This is a genomic window from Nioella sediminis (assembly GCF_001879695.1).
In the GTDB taxonomy this organism is placed as follows: Bacteria; Pseudomonadota; Alphaproteobacteria; order Rhodobacterales; family Rhodobacteraceae; genus Nioella; species Nioella sediminis.
On record NZ_MNBL01000033.1, the window covers coordinates 1 to 15,651 of the forward strand.

General features: G+C 62.6%; 15 protein-coding genes. 9 read left to right on the forward strand and 6 right to left on the reverse strand.

Annotated elements, in window-relative coordinates; translation table 11 throughout:
* The 5 genes from BKY26_RS04205 to BKY26_RS20170 all read left to right on the forward strand — a co-directional run.
* The coding region (locus BKY26_RS04205; RefSeq protein ID WP_131541765.1) for a sulfite exporter TauE/SafE family protein at positions 1-430 on the forward strand (430 nt) is incomplete at its 5' end.
* A 166-nt stretch (positions 431-596) separates the two neighbouring features.
* Positions 597-1,520 (forward strand): sulfite exporter TauE/SafE family protein, encoded by a 924-nt coding sequence (locus tag BKY26_RS04210; RefSeq protein WP_071689155.1) that lies wholly within the window; start codon positions 597-599, stop codon positions 1,518-1,520.
* On the forward strand, positions 1,517-2,284 hold the full coding sequence (locus BKY26_RS04215) for a TIGR02186 family protein (protein ID WP_071689156.1): 768 nt from the start codon (positions 1,517-1,519) through the stop codon (positions 2,282-2,284). Before BKY26_RS04210 ends, BKY26_RS04215 begins: the two co-directional genes overlap by 4 nt.
* Positions 2,285-2,287: 3 nt before the next feature.
* Complete coding sequence (locus tag BKY26_RS04220; protein WP_071689157.1) at positions 2,288-2,890, forward strand: pyridoxamine 5'-phosphate oxidase family protein; 603 nt, start codon at positions 2,288-2,290, stop codon at positions 2,888-2,890.
* A gap of 177 nt (positions 2,891-3,067) precedes the next feature.
* Positions 3,068-3,535, forward strand: coding sequence for a hypothetical protein (locus tag BKY26_RS20170; protein WP_071689158.1), 468 nt, complete (start codon positions 3,068-3,070; stop codon positions 3,533-3,535).
* A gap of 76 nt (positions 3,536-3,611) precedes the next feature.
* Here BKY26_RS20170 and BKY26_RS04230 read toward each other — a convergent pair whose 3' ends face one another.
* The 4 genes from BKY26_RS04230 to BKY26_RS04245 form a co-directional block, all read right to left on the reverse strand.
* Complete coding sequence (locus BKY26_RS04230) at positions 3,612-4,349, reverse strand: SDR family oxidoreductase (RefSeq protein WP_071689159.1); 738 nt, start codon at positions 4,347-4,349, stop codon at positions 3,612-3,614.
* A complete protein-coding gene (locus BKY26_RS04235) occupies positions 4,346-5,875 on the reverse strand; it encodes an ATP-dependent DNA helicase (protein ID WP_071689160.1) in 1,530 nt (509 codons plus the stop codon). The genes BKY26_RS04230 and BKY26_RS04235 overlap by 4 nt, the downstream gene beginning before the upstream one ends.
* A gap of 301 nt (positions 5,876-6,176) precedes the next feature.
* Positions 6,177-7,469, reverse strand: coding sequence for a crotonyl-CoA carboxylase/reductase (gene ccrA / locus BKY26_RS04240; protein WP_071689167.1), 1,293 nt, complete (start codon positions 7,467-7,469; stop codon positions 6,177-6,179).
* A gap of 112 nt (positions 7,470-7,581) precedes the next feature.
* Entirely contained in the window at positions 7,582-8,967 is a 1,386-nt protein-coding gene (locus BKY26_RS04245) for a 1-acyl-sn-glycerol-3-phosphate acyltransferase (RefSeq protein ID WP_227434921.1), read from the reverse strand.
* Positions 8,968-9,088: 121 nt separating this feature from the next.
* On the opposite strand from BKY26_RS04245, the gene BKY26_RS04250 reads away from it, so the two are divergent.
* From BKY26_RS04250 to deoD, 4 genes are all read left to right on the forward strand, one after another.
* On the forward strand, positions 9,089-9,709 hold the full coding sequence (locus tag BKY26_RS04250; RefSeq protein WP_071689162.1) for a class I SAM-dependent DNA methyltransferase: 621 nt from the start codon (positions 9,089-9,091) through the stop codon (positions 9,707-9,709).
* Positions 9,710-9,850: 141 nt separating this feature from the next.
* Complete coding sequence (locus BKY26_RS04255; protein ID WP_071689163.1) at positions 9,851-11,818, forward strand: protein meaA; 1,968 nt, start codon at positions 9,851-9,853, stop codon at positions 11,816-11,818.
* A gap of 165 nt (positions 11,819-11,983) precedes the next feature.
* Positions 11,984-12,292, forward strand: coding sequence for an H-NS histone family protein (locus BKY26_RS04260; RefSeq protein WP_071689164.1), 309 nt, complete (start codon positions 11,984-11,986; stop codon positions 12,290-12,292).
* A 151-nt stretch (positions 12,293-12,443) separates the two neighbouring features.
* The gene (gene deoD, locus BKY26_RS04265; protein WP_071689165.1) at positions 12,444-13,148 is read left to right on the forward strand and encodes a purine-nucleoside phosphorylase; all 705 of its coding nucleotides are present in this window, start codon (positions 12,444-12,446) and stop codon (positions 13,146-13,148) included.
* Positions 13,149-13,232: 84 nt separating this feature from the next.
* Here deoD and BKY26_RS04270 read toward each other — a convergent pair whose 3' ends face one another.
* On the reverse strand, positions 13,233-14,408 hold the full coding sequence (locus tag BKY26_RS04270; RefSeq protein WP_071689168.1) for a type III PLP-dependent enzyme: 1,176 nt from the start codon (positions 14,406-14,408) through the stop codon (positions 13,233-13,235).
* Between the two features lie 241 nt (positions 14,409-14,649).
* A complete protein-coding gene (locus tag BKY26_RS04275) occupies positions 14,650-15,486 on the reverse strand; it encodes an urea carboxylase-associated family protein (protein WP_071689166.1) in 837 nt (278 codons plus the stop codon).
* Positions 15,487-15,651: the final 165 nt, after the last annotated feature.

The window sequence follows — 15,651 nt, forward strand, 5'->3', positions numbered from 1 at the left end:
GCGCTTCCGCACCTCGGGGCTCTATATCTCTGCCCTGCCGCCGCTACTGGTGGGCGGTGCGGTCGGCATTCTGTCGGCGATCATGGGCGTGGGCGGCGGATTCATCATGGTGCCCGCGATGATCTATATCCTGGGCATGCCCACCAAGGTCGTGATCGGCACCTCTCTGTTTCAGATCATCTTCGTCACCGCCTTCACAACACTGATGCACGCGATAAGCAGCCATTCGGTCGATATGGTTCTGGCGCTGCTGCTCATCTTCGGCGGGGTGCTTGGCGCGCAGGTCGGCGCGCGGATCGGCGTCAGGCTGAAAGCCGAACAGTTGCGGATTCTGCTGGCGGTTCTGGTGTTGGCGGTCAGCGTCAAGATCGGACTGGAGCTGGTCATTCGCCCCGGCGAGCTTTACGGAATATCGGTCAACCTGGACTGAGCCGACTGGCACTCTGGCACTGGACGGATCGAGGCCAGTGATTCACTATGCTGACAGTTGCGGACTGTTCCGATCTGTCGCACCCCCGCCGGGCGGGGTGAAGGCTGGCCATTACACGGACCGGGCAGTAAGACAGGCTACAACCTCAGGAGGCATTTGTCGGACCATGCAGATCTACCTGCCCATTGCGGAAGTCAGTGTAAACGCTTTCCTTCTGCTTGGGCTTGGCGGTCTGGTCGGCATCCTGTCGGGCATGTTCGGGGTTGGCGGCGGCTTCCTGCTGACACCGCTGCTGTTCTTCATCGGCATCCCCCCCGCCGTCGCCGTGGCGACCGAGGCCAACCAGATCGTGGCATCGTCCTTTTCCGGCGTGCTGGCGCATTTCAAACGAAAGACGGTGGATCTCCGAATGGGGGTCGTGCTGCTGATCGGCGGTCTTGTGGGGGCCGCGCTCGGGGTGCAGGTGTTCAACGCGCTGCGCGCCATCGGTCAGGTCGATCTGCTGGTGCGGCTTTGCTACGTGGTCTTCCTTGGCATCATCGGCGCGCTGATGTTCGTCGAAAGCCTGCGCGCCATTCGCCGGTCCAAGGCCACGGCCGGTGCCCCGCCACCGCGCCGCCATCATCGCGGCTGGATCCATGCGCTGCCGTTCAAGATGCGCTTCCGCACCTCGGGGCTGTACCTGTCGGTCATTCCGCCGCTGCTCGTCGGGCTGTTTGTTGGCATTCTGGCGGCAATCATGGGCGTCGGCGGCGGCTTCATCATGGTGCCCGCGATGATCTATATCCTTGGCATGCCCACCAAGGTCGTGGTGGGTACGTCGCTGTTTCAGATCATCTTCGTCACCGCCTTTTCGACGCTGCTGCACGCGACCACGAACTACACGGTAGACATGATCCTTGCCGTCCTGCTGCTGATCGGCGGCGTCGTCGGCGCGCAGGTGGGCGCGCGGATCGGGGTCAAGCTGAAGGCCGAACAGTTGCGCATCCTGCTGGCGATCATGGTGCTTGGGGTCTGCGGAAAACTGGCGCTCGACCTGCTGTTGCAGCCGTCCGAGCTTTTCACATTGGGGGCGGCGTCGGGACATTGAAACAGATCCTGCTGATCCTGGCCCTGCTTCTGGCCCCGCTCGCTGCCGCTGCGCAGGAGGAAACCGTCGTCGCTGGTCTCAGCCAGAACGAAGTGTCGATCACCGCGAATTTCAACGGCTCCGAGATCCTGATTTTCGGCGCGGTCGAGCGTTATACACCGGTGCCCGAGGGCAACCCGCTGGAGGTGATCATCACCATCGAGGGCCCCGACCGCCCGGTGACCGTCCGCCGGATGGACCGGCGTTATGGCATCTGGATGAACACCGAGGCGGTCGAGGTGGACGCCGCGCCCACCTTCTACGCTGTGGCCACGACCAACCCGTTCCGCGAGGTGATCAGCGATACCGAGGATCTGCGCCACCGCATTTCCATCCCGCGCGCGATCCGGGCCGTGGGCACCGAGACCGAACATCAGCGCGATTTCACCGATGCCGTGATCCGCATCCGCACGAATGAAGACCTGTATCAGGTTCTGGAAGGGGCGGTGACCCTGCGCAACGAAACGCTGTTCAACACATCGTTCCGGATGCCCGCCAATCTGGTCGAAGGCGACTACACCGCGCGCATTTTCCTGACCCGTGGGCGCGAGGTGGTGTCCTCCTACGAGACCGCCATCACCGTGCGCAAGGTCGGGCTGGAACGGATGATCTACACGCTCGCCCATGAACGGCCCCTGGTCTACGGCCTTCTGTCGCTGGCCATCGCCATCGCGGCGGGCTGGCTGGCCTCTGCCGTCTTCCGCTACATTCGAATGGGTGGCTGATAGATGAACAGAATCGACACGATCGAGGCACTGGAGGCGCTCTATGACGCGCCGGTGCCCGCCTCGCTGACCAAGGTTGCCACCCGGATGACCCCGCTCTACCGGCAATGGATCGAGGCGGCGCGCTTCGTGGTGCTGACCACCGTCGGCCCCGAAGGCACCGACGGCAGCCCGCGCGGCGATGATGGCCCGGTGGTGCGGATCGTGGACGCACAGACCCTCTGGTTGCCCGACTGGCGCGGCAACAACCGTATCGACTCCTTGCGCAACATCGTCCGCGACGGGCGCGTGAGCCTGATGTTCATGGTGCCGGGTTCAACCAATGTGGTGCGGGTGAATGGACGCGCCGTTCTGACCGCCGACCCGGAGGTGACGGGCAGTTTCGAACAGCGTGGACAGCACCCGAAACTGGTGATCGTGGTGACGCTGGACGAGATGTATTTCCAATGCGCCAAGGCGATCATGCGCTCGGGGCTGTGGACCCGTGGCGACGACAGCGCCCTTGTGCCTTCTGCGGGCCAGTTCATCAAGGAACAGGACAGGGGTTTCGACGGCGAAACCTACGACGCCACCTATCCCGAATACGCGAAATCACGGATGTGGTAAGTTCCCTGTTACCCGGACCCGCGCTTGACTGCGCGATCTCAGGGATGTTCTCTCGTATATGCGGTTGCGGTTGCGGTTGCGGTTGCGGTTGCGGTTGCGGTTGCGGTTGAAAACGCGTCTCACCCGAGGCTGTCCCGCAAACCATCTTGGGACATGAAAAGAGTAAAAAGTACCACCATGAAGAGTTTCTTGATTGCGTGTTTTGCACTGCTTCTGGCCACCCCTGCCGCCGCGCAGTCAGAAACACAGCCGGTGCCGAATATGACCCAGTGCCTGCTTGCTGTTCAGACACTTGACCAAAGATATCGGGACTGGATGCAGATTAGATGTCTTAGCACGGCTGGAGACATCTGCATCGCGCAGGACAACGCCGAGGGGACATCCTGCCTGTCTGATCTCGCCTCCGAAACACGCGCGTTCACCATGTCTCTGCTAAACAGTCTGCCGGATGAGATCGAAGGAAACGGGTTTCAGGCAAGAGGCTATGCACGGTCGCTGCAAACCGCACGAGACATGCTCGAAAACATACCAGAGTGTGTTGGCATGACCGGCCAAGATCAAACAATCTGTGAGTATATTCAGCTCGGAACTCGATTAACCGAGTTGATATATCATGCAAGGGAGAACGGGTTTCCAGTGAACTGACTACCCTGTTGTCCATTGCGACCGCCTGGGGCCAGGCATCCATTTCGCCGGCGCGGGACGAAGCAACATCCACCGACTACCCCCGCCCGACAAACGGCATCCTGTTGGCCATCACCGTGAGGCTCGGCACATTGGCCTCAAGCGGCAGGTTCGCCATATACCAGACGGCTTCGGCCACATCGCCCGCATCCATCACCGCCTCCGGCTTGATGGACCCATCCGCCTGCCGCGCGCCTTGGGCAATGCCCTTGGTCATTTCGGTCGCGGCATTGCCGATGTCGATCTGCCCTGCACAGATGCCAAGCGCACGGCCATCAAGGTTCAGCGTCTTGGTCAGCCCGCTGACCCCATGCTTGGTGGTGGTGTAGCAGACCGATCCGGGACGCGGCACATGGGCGGAAATGGAGCCATTGTTGATGATCCGCCCGCCTGCCGGATCCTGCCGCCGCATCTGTGCAAAGGCCGCGCGGGCGCAGAGAAACATGCCCGTCAGGTTCACATCCAAAACCGCGCGCCAGTCGTCCAGGCTGATCTCGTCAATCGCGCCGGAGGGCCCGAAAGCCCCTGCGTTGTTGAACAGCACGTCGAGCCGTCCTGCCTGCTCGACGATCCGCGAAAAGGCCCGCGCCACCGCCGCCTCATCCGTCACGTCACAGGGCAGCGCAATCGCCCGTTCCTGCGCGCGGGCCAGGTCCTCCAGCGGGTCCGCCCGCCGCGCCAGCGCCGCCACCGTCCAGCCGCGGGTCAGGAACAGCTCCGCCACCGCGCGCCCGATCCCCGCGCTGGCCCCCGTCACCGCTATGACCTTGCTCATCCGGCATCCTCCGCTTCCAGTGTCAGGGGCGCCACCGGCACCTCCAGGTCATCCGTCCCCAGAACCGCCTGCGGCTTGGACAGCATGTAGCGCGTGATCCAGATCAGCCGCTCCTCGGCGCGGGTGATGGCAACATAGGCCAGCCGTTTCCACAAGGCCTGACCGGCCTCGACCCGGCCCGCGCGGCTGGCGGCGTAGATATCGGGCGCGAAGACCTGCACATCCTGCCACTGGCTGCCCTGCGCCTTGTGGATCGTCACCGCCGCCCCGTGCAGGAAGGTCGCCCCCATGCGCGCGGCATAGGGGATGAACGGCTCCTCCTCGTCGGGCTTCTCGATCTTGACGATGGAGGCCGCCGACAATTGAGGGCTTTCGGCCCCCACCACATGCAGCCGCGAAAAGCCGGGCTTACGGCCGGGGCCCATATAGACCACCTGCGCCCCCTTGATCAGCCCCCGCGCCTCCAGGTCGATGCGCTTCTTGCGGTGCTTCACTGGCAATTCGATCCCATCACAGATCAGCGGCTCACCGGGCAGCAGCGCATCCTCGGGCGCGCCATGCGCCACGCGAAAGGCGCGGATCAGCCGGATGCGCGTGGCGTTGCGCCAGACCAGAACCGGACTGCGCGCCATCAGGTCGCTGTCGGCGCGGGGGGCGACAACCACGCGGGGGTCGCGGCGGGCGGCATCCTCGATCATCCGCTCGAACTCGTGAAACTCCAGCGCCGGATCGCCAAGCGCATGGGCGAGATCGAGAATGGGATTGTCCGCCTCCTGCCGGTGAATGCGGCCAAGCGTCAGCCGCGCGGGCCCGGCCAGCTTGTCGAACACCATCTCACCCGACTGGCCGACCGGGGCCAGCTGCGCCGGATCGCCAAAGAGGACAAGCGTGGGGAAGATCTCGCGCAGGTCCTGGAACTGCTTTTCATCGAGCATGGAGCTTTCATCGACGAAGCCGATATCGAGCGGATCTTCCCGCCGCTTCCAGCCGGTGATGAAATCCGACCCGCGCAGCCCCGCCGCCGCCAATGCAGCAGGCACCGATTTATGCGCGTCATAGACGGCCTTGGCCCGGTCCAGCGCCGCATCGGTCAGCGCCTCGATCTCGGGCCGCTCGCCCTGCCCCGCCAGCCATTCGGCCACCTTCTCGTATTCCGGGTCATAGACGGGGGTGTAGAGAATGCGGTGAATGGTGGTCGCGGGCACGCCCCGCCTGCGCAGCACGCTCGCCGCCTTGTTGGTGGGGGCCAGCACCGCCAGCGTCCGCCGCTCCCTGCGGCGCTTGCCTTCCCAGTCCCCGGACACGAGGTCGACCCCGGCAGCCTCCAGCGCCTTCACCAGTTCCGCCAGCAGCATGGTCTTGCCGCTGCCCGCCTTGCCGATCACCGCCATGACCTGCGACTTGCCCTCGGCGGCGGGCAGCAGTGTCTCGGCATCCAGATCGACCCCCATCGACCGCAAGACCTCGGTCAAACGGTCATAGGCGGCGGCCTGATCTTCGGAATATGTGATGCTCTGCCCGGACATGCCCGCACCCTAGGCAAAGCCACGCCCGGGCACCACGGCAAAACCGCCGCCCCCTTTCATCTTGGCAAAAATACCTCCGCCGTAGGCGTCCCGTCCGTGCCGCTCATGCGCCCCATCCTCCACGCACCGGCCTCTCCGATATCCCGTGGCAACGCGGGCCGAGGATGGCCCCGAAGGGGCCTGACGAGGCCCGCCCCCCGGGCGACCGCGCAAGCGGGCGCAATCCCCGCTGACAAAAAAACCACCCCGGGGCTCCTCCTCCCCGGGGTGGCTTTGCCGAAACCTGAAACCCTTCCTCCGATCAGACGGTCGGACCGGCCTCCAGCACATCCTCCAGCGTGGTCAGCCCGGTGCGCGGGGCCTGCACCAGCACCGACATGTTTCCGGGCTTATGCTCGTTGCGCAGCATCTTCATATGCGCGTCGGGCAGCTCCGCCCAGGGGAAGACCTCGGACATGCAGGGGTCGAGGCGGCGTTCCACCATAAGCTGGTTCGCGGCCATGGCCTGCTTGAGATGGGCGAAATGGCTGCCCTGCAGGCGCTTCTGATGCATCCACATGTAGCGCACGTCGAAAGTCAGGTTATACCCGGTGGTTCCGGCGCAGATCACGACCATGCCGCCTTTCTTCACCACGAAGGTAGAGACCGGGAATGTGCTTTCGCCGGGATGCTCGAAGACCATGTCCACGTTGACGCCCTTGCCGGTGATGTCCCAGATCGCCTTGCCGAACTTGCGGGCTTCCTTGAACCACTCGGCATATTCCGGCGTGTTCACAGTGGGCAATTGTCCCCAACATTTGAAATCGCGGCGGTTGATTACGCCCTTGGCACCCAGATTCATCACGAAATCGCGTTTGCTCTCGTCCGAGATCACGCCGATCGCGTTGGCCCCTGCCGTGTTGATCAGCTGGATCGCATAGGATCCAAGGCCGCCCGAGGCACCCCAGACCAGCACGTTCTGGCCGGGCTTCAGGTCATGCGGCTCGTGGCCGAACAGCATCCGGTACGCGGTGGCCAGTGTCAGCGTGTAGCACGCGCTTTCTTCCCAGGTCAGGTGCTTGGGCCGCGGCATGAGCTGCTGCGCCTGCACATTGGTGAACTGCGCGAAAGAGCCGTCAGGGGTCTCATAGCCCCAGATCCGCTGCGAGGGCGAATACATCGGGTCGCCGCCATTGCAGTGCTCGTCGTCACCATCGTCCTGGTTGCAGTGGATCACAACCTCGTCGCCCACCTTCCAGCGCGTGACCTTGTCACCCACGGCCCAGACAATGCCAGAGGCATCCGAGCCCGCGATATGATAGGGTTGCTTGTGGACGTCGAACATGCTGATCGGCACGCCGAGCGAGGCCCAGACCCCATTATAGTTGACGCCAGCGGCCATCACCAGAACCAGAACTTCGTGGCTGTCCAGCTGAGGCACATCGACGACTTCGACCTGCATTGCCTTGTCGGGCTCGCCCTGACGGTCCTTGCGGATGGCCCAGGCATACATCTGCTTGGGCACATATCCCATCGGGGGGATTTCACCCAACTCGTAAAGATCTTTTTCAGGCGCGTCGTAGCTTGCGATCGCGGGGTTGCTGTCCAAGGCCATCAGCTCCTCCAGGATGTTTTTTCTGCGGCGCGGAATCATTCCGTGCTCATGCAGAAAGTCCTAATAAGGCCCGCGCAACTATGCAACCCGAAATCGGGGTGTTTGTGAAATATTATGTCGCGGAGGTTCTTTGGGGCAGGATTTCCCCAGGAAACTCCCCCAGGATTGGGCTGACAGACCGTGCATAGAACGCCACCAGCCGCTCGCCTTCGTCGGTCAGGGCAAAGCTGTCTCCCTGCAACTGCAGCACGCGACGCCCCTGAAGGGTCTTCAACGCCGCCTCGATCGTGTAGGGAAGATCGCGTTTTGGCAGGAAGACCGGGGCCCCGGCGGCCAGCGCCCTTTCGAAGCGGTCTTCTATGGCGGGCAGCAGCGCCTCCTGGCTGCGAATGCCGCTGGCCATGGCATGGGCGATCACCGGGAAGGGCACGACCGGCATAACCGACCCGATCCGGTCCATCAGATCCTGACCAAGCGTTTCCGCATGACCTTCGTGGTCTTCGATGAACTGCGCGAGGCTGAGCGGTTCACCAAAGCTGACCGCCGCCATGCCGAAGCGGCTGGCCTGCCGGGTCAGTCTTTGCCAGATCAGCAGGCGCAGATAGCGAAAGATCGGTTTCAGAGAGAAGCGAAAGCCGCGACCGCCCTCGGCATGGATCAGATTGCGGTCCTCCATGACGCGATCATAGTTGATCGCCACCGGCACGAAGACCACATCGCGGCTGTCACCGGGGCGGAAGCCGTCGATGATGTAGGACAACAGGCCCAGTTTCGGTTCGCGCAGCGCGCCGGTCCGGGTCAACCCGCCTTCGGGGAACACCGCCTGCGTCACCCCCGCCTCCGTCGCCATCTGGACATAGCGCGCCAGTACCTTGCGATAGAGCGGGTTGTTGTGACGGCGGCGAATGAAATAGCCGCCGAGCATTCGGATCAGCGGCTGCAAGGGCCATACCCGCGCCCATTCGCCCACGGCATAGGCCAGGGCGCTGCGGTCGGCGGCCAGCCATGTGACCAGCACGTAATCCATGTTCGACCGGTGATTCATCACGAAGATCACCGTCTTGTCCTTGCCGATCCCTTCCAGCGCGGCGGCATTCGCCGCCCCCACCCGCACCTTATAGAGCGATCGCGACAGAAAACGCGCCGCGCGGATGGCGAAGGCGAAATAGGTGAAGGCCGAGAAGGAGGGCACGATTTCCCGCGCATAGCGTTCTGCGGTCTGTGCGGCCACGTCTTCGCGAATGCCACGTTCCCGCGCATAGGCCAGCACCGCCCTGGCGACCTCCGGGTCATAACGCAGTCGCAGGATCGTGTCGCGGCGGCGGGCCAGCTTGAAGGGCTGAATGGGATAGGACAGTTTCTGGTTCAGCCGGTCGACCGCGCGTTCCAGTCGGCGGCGCAGATACCAGCGGACCGAGGGCATCAGGATCCGGTCCAATGCCGTGACAGCCGCGAAAAGCAGCACCAGAATCAGCAGCCACGCCGGAACTTGGATCATCGTTGTCATCCCGGCGACGGTGGCAGGAAACGCGACCCGCTTCAATCGGGCTTGTGCAGGTCAGGGGGTTGACCGTGGCCCCGCGCCCTCAGCTACACTGGCCGCGATCAGGAGGACAGACATGCCCAAACCGGACCTCGACAGCGCCTATGCGCTTGGCGGCAAGGAAGAAACCCGCGAATTCTACAAGGAATGGGCGGAAAATTATGACCAGACCTTTGCCGAGGAACGCGGCTATCGCTCTCCGGGCGAGGTCGCGCGCAGGTTTCGCGCCACAGCCAAGGGGAATGAGCCGGTGCTGGATGTAGGCGCGGGCACCGGGCTGATCGGGGAAGAGATGACCGGCGTCACCATCGACGCGCTGGACCTGTCGCCCGAGATGTTGGCCGTGGCGGGGCGCAAGGGCATCTACCGAAACCTCATCACCGCCGATCTGACCGGGCCGCTGGATATCCCCGATGCCAGCTATGGTGGCGTCGTGTCCTCGGGCACCTTCACCCATGGCCATGTCGGCCCCGTCTGCCTGCCGGAACTGATGCGCATCGCCCGGCCCGGCGCCCTGTTCGTCTGCACCGTCATACCGGCGGTCTATGACAGCGCCGGGTTCGGGTCTGCACTGGCTCAGCTTGTGGCGAATGGGCAAATCACGCCGATCCGCTTCCATGACTTCAGGATTTACGACAAGGCCGATGATGCCCATAGCGACGAACACGGGCTGATCATGGAGTTTCACCGGCTCTGACCGCCTGAATGCAGCCGCAGAATAGCAGCGCAGCATCTATTCCCATCTCGCCGCAATGCAGCGAGTTGACGGCGCATGAATATTCCCGATATACCCGGTCTGACGAAATAAGATTACCGATCTGGATTCGGAGGCCGCCTGATGACCGAGACCCAAAAAGACCGCCCCTGGCTCATTCGCACCTATGCGGGCCACTCGACCGCCAAGGCCTCGAACGCGCTTTATCGCGGCAACCTGGCCAAGGGGCAGACGGGCCTGTCCGTGGCCTTCGACCTGCCCACGCAAACGGGCTATGACAGCGACCACGAACTGGCGCGCGGCGAGGTGGGCAAAGTGGGCGTGCCGGTGTGCCATCTGGGTGACATGCGGGCGCTCTTTGACCAGATCCCATTGGAACAGATGAACACCTCGATGACGATCAACGCCACCGCGCCGTGGCTCTTGTCGCTCTATATCGCGGTGGCCGAGGAACAGGGCGCGGATATCTCGAAGCTTCAGGGCACCGTGCAGAACGATCTGATCAAGGAATACCTCAGCCGCGGCACCTATGTCTGCCCGCCTGCGCCAAGCCTGAAGATGATCGCGGATGTGGCGGAGTATTGCTATACCAACGTGCCGAAATGGAACCCGATGAACGTGTGTTCCTACCACCTGCAAGAGGCCGGAGCGACGCCCGAGCAGGAGCTGGCCTTCGCACTTGCCACCGGCATCGCGGTGCTGGACGCGCTGCAGCCGCGTGTCCCGGCAGAGGATTTCCCGGCGCTCTGCGGACGCATTTCCTTCTTCGTGAATGCGGGTATCCGGTTTGTCACCGAGATGTGCAAGATGCGTGCCTTCGTGGACCTGTGGGACGAAATCCTGCTGAAGCGCTACGGGGTTGAAGACGCCAAGTTCCGCCGGTTCCGTTATGGCGTGCAGGTGAATTCGCTCGGCCTGACCGAGCAGCAGCCGGAAAACAACGTCTACCGTATTCTCATTGAAATGCTGGCGGTGACCCTGTCCAAGAAGGCCCGCGCCCGCGCGGTGCAGCTCCCTGCCTGGAACGAGGCACTTGGCCTGCCGCGCCCCTGGGACCAGCAATGGTCGATGCGGATGCAGCAGATCATGGCATTCGAGACCGACCTTCTGGAATATGGCGATCTGTTTGACGGAAACCCCGTGGTGGATGCCAAGGTCGAGGCGCTGAAAGATGGCGCACGGGCGGAACTGGCCAATCTCGACTCCATGGGCGGGGCGATTGCCGCCATCGACTACATGAAGGGCCGCTTGGTCGAATCCAATGCCGACCGGGTGAACGGGATCGAGCGGGGAGATACCGTGGTTGTCGGGGTGAACAAGTACACGGAAACCGAGCCTTCGCCGCTCATGGATGCGGATGGCGGGATCATGACCGTCGATCCCGGCGTGGAGGCTGACCAGATCGACCGCCTGAACGACTGGCGCCGCGCGCGGGACAACGAAGCTGTCAAGGCGGCACTGGACGCCCTGCGCGCTGCTGCCTCTGCCGGTGAGAACATCATGCCCGCCTCCATCGCCGCGGCAAAAGCCGGGGCCACCACCGGCGAATGGGCCGGCGTCATGCGCGTGGTTCATGGCGAATATCGCGGGCCCACCGGGGTTTCGCGCGCCGTGTCGAACAAGACGGAAGGGCTGGAGGATATCCGCGATGCCGTGGATGCGGTTTCGGACAGCCTCGGGCGTCGTCTGAAATTCCTCGTTGGCAAACCCGGTCTCGATGGCCATTCCAATGGAGCGGAACAAATTGCCTTCCGCGCCCGCGATTGCGGAATGGAGATTTCCTACGAAGGCATTCGCCTGTCACCGCAACAGATCGTGGATGCCGCCAAGGCCGAAGATCCGCATGTGATCGGTCTGTCGATCCTGTCGGGAAGCCATATTCCGCTGATCAAGGATGTGATGGCCCGATTGCAGGCCGAGGGGCTTGGGCATATCCCTGTAATGGTGGGCGGCATCATTCCGGAAGAGGATGAAAAGGCCCTGCTTTCCAGCGGCGTGGCACGGGTTTACACGCCCAAGGATTTCGAGCTGAATCGCATCATGATGGATATCGTACAGCTCGTCGCGCCCCCGGTTGCCGCTGCGGAATAAGCAGACCTGTCTAATTGGACAGTATGGCCTGTCCATTCAATGGAATGATTATTAACTATTGCCCCAAGGGCACCTGTACTTTTGGACAGGTGCCCCTATTTTATATTGAATACGCAGTTTCAGGTAATTAACACGGTAATTAGTCACACGCGGGAGAACTTAAAAATGGCAATCGACCTCGATTCGATGTCCAAAGAAGAATTGCAATCGCTCAAGAAGAATGTCGACAAGGCTCTGACAAGCTTTGAAAAGCGGCAACGGGAAGCAGCCCTTGCCGCTGCCCAGAAGGCCGCGCAGGAACATGGTTTCTCGCTGGACGAGATTCTTGGCAAGAAGGCCGCCGGGAAAACATCCGTCCCGAAATACCGCAACCCCGACGACGCATCCCAAACCTGGAGCGGTCGCGGACGCCAGCCGGCCTGGTACAAAAGCGCCATCAATGCCGGCACTGATCCGTCCGATCTGGAAATCTGAGTCACGGATCAATCCTGATTGCTCAACACCCCGGGCCTTTCAATGAATTGGCTCGGGGTGTTGCGTTTCCACGCTTCTGGCAAATGAACTTTCATCTTTCCTAACCGATGACCCTCGGGCAAGGTGGCGTCAGTCACATACAGGGTTTCCAATGACCATTCATATCAGCGCCGCCCCCGGAGAGATTGCTGAAACCGTCCTGATGCCAGGGGACCCCTTGCGCGCCAAATGGGCGGCCGAAACATTTCTGGACGATCCGGTCTGCGTGAACGAAACGCGCGGGATGCTTGGCTTTACCGGGCACTGGAATGGCAACCGCGTCACCATTCAGGGATCGGGCATGGGCATGCCGAGCCTGTCAATCTATGCCAACGAACTGATCCGCGACTATGGGGCCAGGACGCTCATCCGGATTGGATCGGCAGGGGGAATGCAACCGCAGGTAAAACTGCGCGATGTTGTTCTTGCAATGACAAGCTCAACGCTTTCCACGCCCTCACGCGGTATCTTCAAGGAATTGAACTACGCCCCTTGCGCGGATTACGGGCTGCTTCAGGCGGCCTATGCTGCCGCCCGGAAGCTGGATTGCGGAGTGCATGTTGGCGGGATCTATTCCTCGGACGTGTTCTATGACGAACGACCCGATCTGAACGAGCAGATGACCCGCCACGGCGTTCTGGCGGTCGAGATGGAGGCAGCGGAGCTCTACGTTCTGGCAGCCCGCTATGGCTGCCGGGCGCTTGCGGTTCTGACCATCTCGGACCACCTGCAAACGCACGAGGCGCTGCCTGCGTCGGACCGGCAATCCAGCTTTGCGGATATGGTGCAAATCGCCCTGGAAGCGGCCTTTGCCTGACACAGGAAGGCTTTCTTGACAAAAGCCTTTGGGTCCGGCGCGGGCGAGGGCCGTGTTCACACCCCCCTGCCCGCCCCGATCAGATCAGATCACGACCACATCGAGCGGCGGGAAACCGTTGAACCCGATCGAAGCGTAGGTCGAGGTATAGGCCCCACAGCAACGGATCACGATCCGGTCGCCCGATTGCAGGCTCAGCGGCAGGAAGACCGGGCGCTTTTCATAAAGCACATCGGCGCTGTCACAGGAGGGGCCTGCCAGAATGCAGGGGCCCATGGCGTCATCGCCATCCCGTTCGGTGATGAACTGGTAGCGGATCGCTTCGTCCATGGTCTCGGCAAGGCCCGAGAACTTGCCAATGTCGAGAAACACCCAACGGTGCAGGTCCGTGCGTGCCTTGCGCGACACCAGCAGCACTTCCGCCGCGATGGCACCGGCCTCGGCCACGAGACCCCGGCCCGGCTCCGCCATGATCTGAGCGACATCGCCGAAGCGGTCGGCAATCAGGCGGCGCACTTCCGCGCCATAGACGTCCGGCCCATCCACTTCTTCGCCATAAAAGGCAGGGAAACCGCCGCCGATGTTCAGCAGACGGGGCGAGAACCCGGCCTCCTGCAACGCGCGCCAGCTGCCCGCCACCTCATCGAGGATACCCGCCCACATGGAGGCCCGGCGGGTCTGGGACCCCACATGGAAGGACAGGCCAACCGGGTCGAGCCCCAGCATCACCGCATGCTGGAACAGGTGCAGCAGGTTGGACCGGGCACAGCCGAACTTGCGGGTCAGCGGCCAGTCAGCTTCGGAAAATTCAACGATCAGACGAAGATAGACCTGCGCGCCGGGGGCGTGGGCCGCGATCTTTTCCAACTCTTCCTCGGCATCGGCTGCGAAGAGGCGAATGCCCCGTGCGTAGGCATAGGCGATGTCGGCGGGTTTCTTCACGGTGTTGCCGAAAGAGATGTGGTCCGGCGATGCGCCCTGGTCCAGGCACAGCTCCACCTCGGCGCGGCTTGCAGCATCGAAACCGGACCCAAGCGACACGAGACGCGCGATGATTTCCGGGGCCGGGTTGGCCTTGACTGCGTAGTGGATATGCGCATCGCCAAGCCCACGGGACAGGGCAGCATAGCGATCGGCCACCGCCTCGGTGTCGATCACGAGGGTCGGGCGCTCGAAGCGGTTCGCTGCAATGAAGGTCTCGGCACGGGATCGTGCGGCGACGGCAATAGAATCCGAGAAATCGGTCAACATAGCGGTCATGGTCATCTCCAACAGACCTGGCCCATCAAAGGGCGGCAAAGTTCCAGTTCGGAGACGTTACCGTCGCTACGTAACTGCGGCGGTCGAAACCACCCATGACAGAGGCGCGTGCGTTGGCGTCTTGTGACGGCGCATTTGGGGCTTTTACCGAGTCATTGCAAGAATTTTATTGGCCGCGCCCCAAGTTTTTTCTCGTCCGCGACACAGCATTTTTGATCAAGTTTTCTAGGACCGGGCGATATCAGACCCCATGACTTCGATCATAGCCGTTCACGGGCGGCGACACCCAATCGGCGGTCGCGTCCGTATCGAACACCTCCACCAGCAGTGGATAACACGCCGCCGTGTCCGAGGAATGCTCCGAACTGCAGTCGCCACCGGGGCAGGCAGACAATCCGCCAAGCAGGTCGATCTCTGCCACGAAATCCAGATGATCGCCGGGGCGCACGGGGCTAGCCTTCATGAAATACTGACCGGTGTCGCGGGTGAAGCCAGTACACATGAAAACGTTTAAGACATCGTGAACAAGCGGCTCGGCCTCCGCCAGGGTCATCCCGGTTTCGGCCGCCAGCGCGCGGGTCAGGTTGGAATGGCAGCAATGGTGATACTGCCCGCCCGCCAGCAGGTTATGGGTATAGGGATCGCAACGGGTGCCGATCACGTCATGGACGGACCCGCCATAGGCATCCATGCCGTACCAGTTCAGACTGTCTTCCAGGATCGTCGCCATCGGCCGAAGCCCCGGAAAAGACGACCAGAGCCGATCCCCTGTCGTCACATGCGTGCCATGCAAGGCCCTTGTTTTCCCGGAATAAAACCGCTCCGTCAGATCATGCAGGTTCCACAGGTTCAAATCCCCCACCTGCGGACCCTCGACCGAGGAAATCCGGAACGCCTGCCCCGCCTTCACCCGAAAACAGGCCCCGTCACGCGGCGGTGTCAGAACCTCGGCCACCTTCTTCCAGCCCTGCGTCGCGCGGGTCGCCACAGCCGGGTCAAGACGGGGAAGGGTGTCGTTGGGGTAGCAGATTACCGGGGCGATGGCCTTGCGGGCGTCGGCATCGGCGGGTGCGCTCATGGGTCTCTCCTGATCGTCGAAAACGGGGGGTGCCCCCCGTACACCCTGCGTACACCCCCCATGCACCCCCTGTACAGCCGCGACGCCCCGATCCGAACAAGACCGCTCTTTCATCTTGGCCCAAATACCTCGGGGGAGTCGCCGCAGGCGGCGGGGGCAGAGCCC

Bases quoted from the DNA above. Each gene is read 5' to 3' on its own strand.
- BKY26_RS04235 (WP_071689160.1), bottom strand. From the start codon at position 5,875: ATGTCCGGGCAGAGCATCACATATTCCGAAGATCAGGCCGCCGCCTAT.
- BKY26_RS04260 (WP_071689164.1), top strand. From the start codon at position 11,984: ATGGCAATCGACCTCGATTCGATGTCCAAAGAAGAATTGCAATCGCTC.
- BKY26_RS04255 (WP_071689163.1), top strand. From the start codon at position 9,851: ATGACCGAGACCCAAAAAGACCGCCCCTGGCTCATTCGCACCTATGCG.
- BKY26_RS20170 (WP_071689158.1), top strand. From the start codon at position 3,068: ATGAAGAGTTTCTTGATTGCGTGTTTTGCACTGCTTCTGGCCACCCCT.
- BKY26_RS04245 (WP_227434921.1), bottom strand. From the start codon at position 8,967: ATGATCCAAGTTCCGGCGTGGCTGCTGATTCTGGTGCTGCTTTTCGCG.
- BKY26_RS04210 (WP_071689155.1), top strand. From the start codon at position 597: ATGCAGATCTACCTGCCCATTGCGGAAGTCAGTGTAAACGCTTTCCTT.
- ccrA (WP_071689167.1), bottom strand. From the start codon at position 7,469: ATGGCCTTGGACAGCAACCCCGCGATCGCAAGCTACGACGCGCCTGAA.
- deoD (WP_071689165.1), top strand. From the start codon at position 12,444: ATGACCATTCATATCAGCGCCGCCCCCGGAGAGATTGCTGAAACCGTC.
- BKY26_RS04270 (WP_071689168.1), bottom strand. From the start codon at position 14,408: ATGACCGCTATGTTGACCGATTTCTCGGATTCTATTGCCGTCGCCGCA.
- BKY26_RS04220 (WP_071689157.1), top strand. From the start codon at position 2,288: ATGAACAGAATCGACACGATCGAGGCACTGGAGGCGCTCTATGACGCG.
- BKY26_RS04250 (WP_071689162.1), top strand. From the start codon at position 9,089: ATGCCCAAACCGGACCTCGACAGCGCCTATGCGCTTGGCGGCAAGGAA.
- BKY26_RS04230 (WP_071689159.1), bottom strand. From the start codon at position 4,349: ATGAGCAAGGTCATAGCGGTGACGGGGGCCAGCGCGGGGATCGGGCGC.
- BKY26_RS04275 (WP_071689166.1), bottom strand. From the start codon at position 15,486: ATGAGCGCACCCGCCGATGCCGACGCCCGCAAGGCCATCGCCCCGGTA.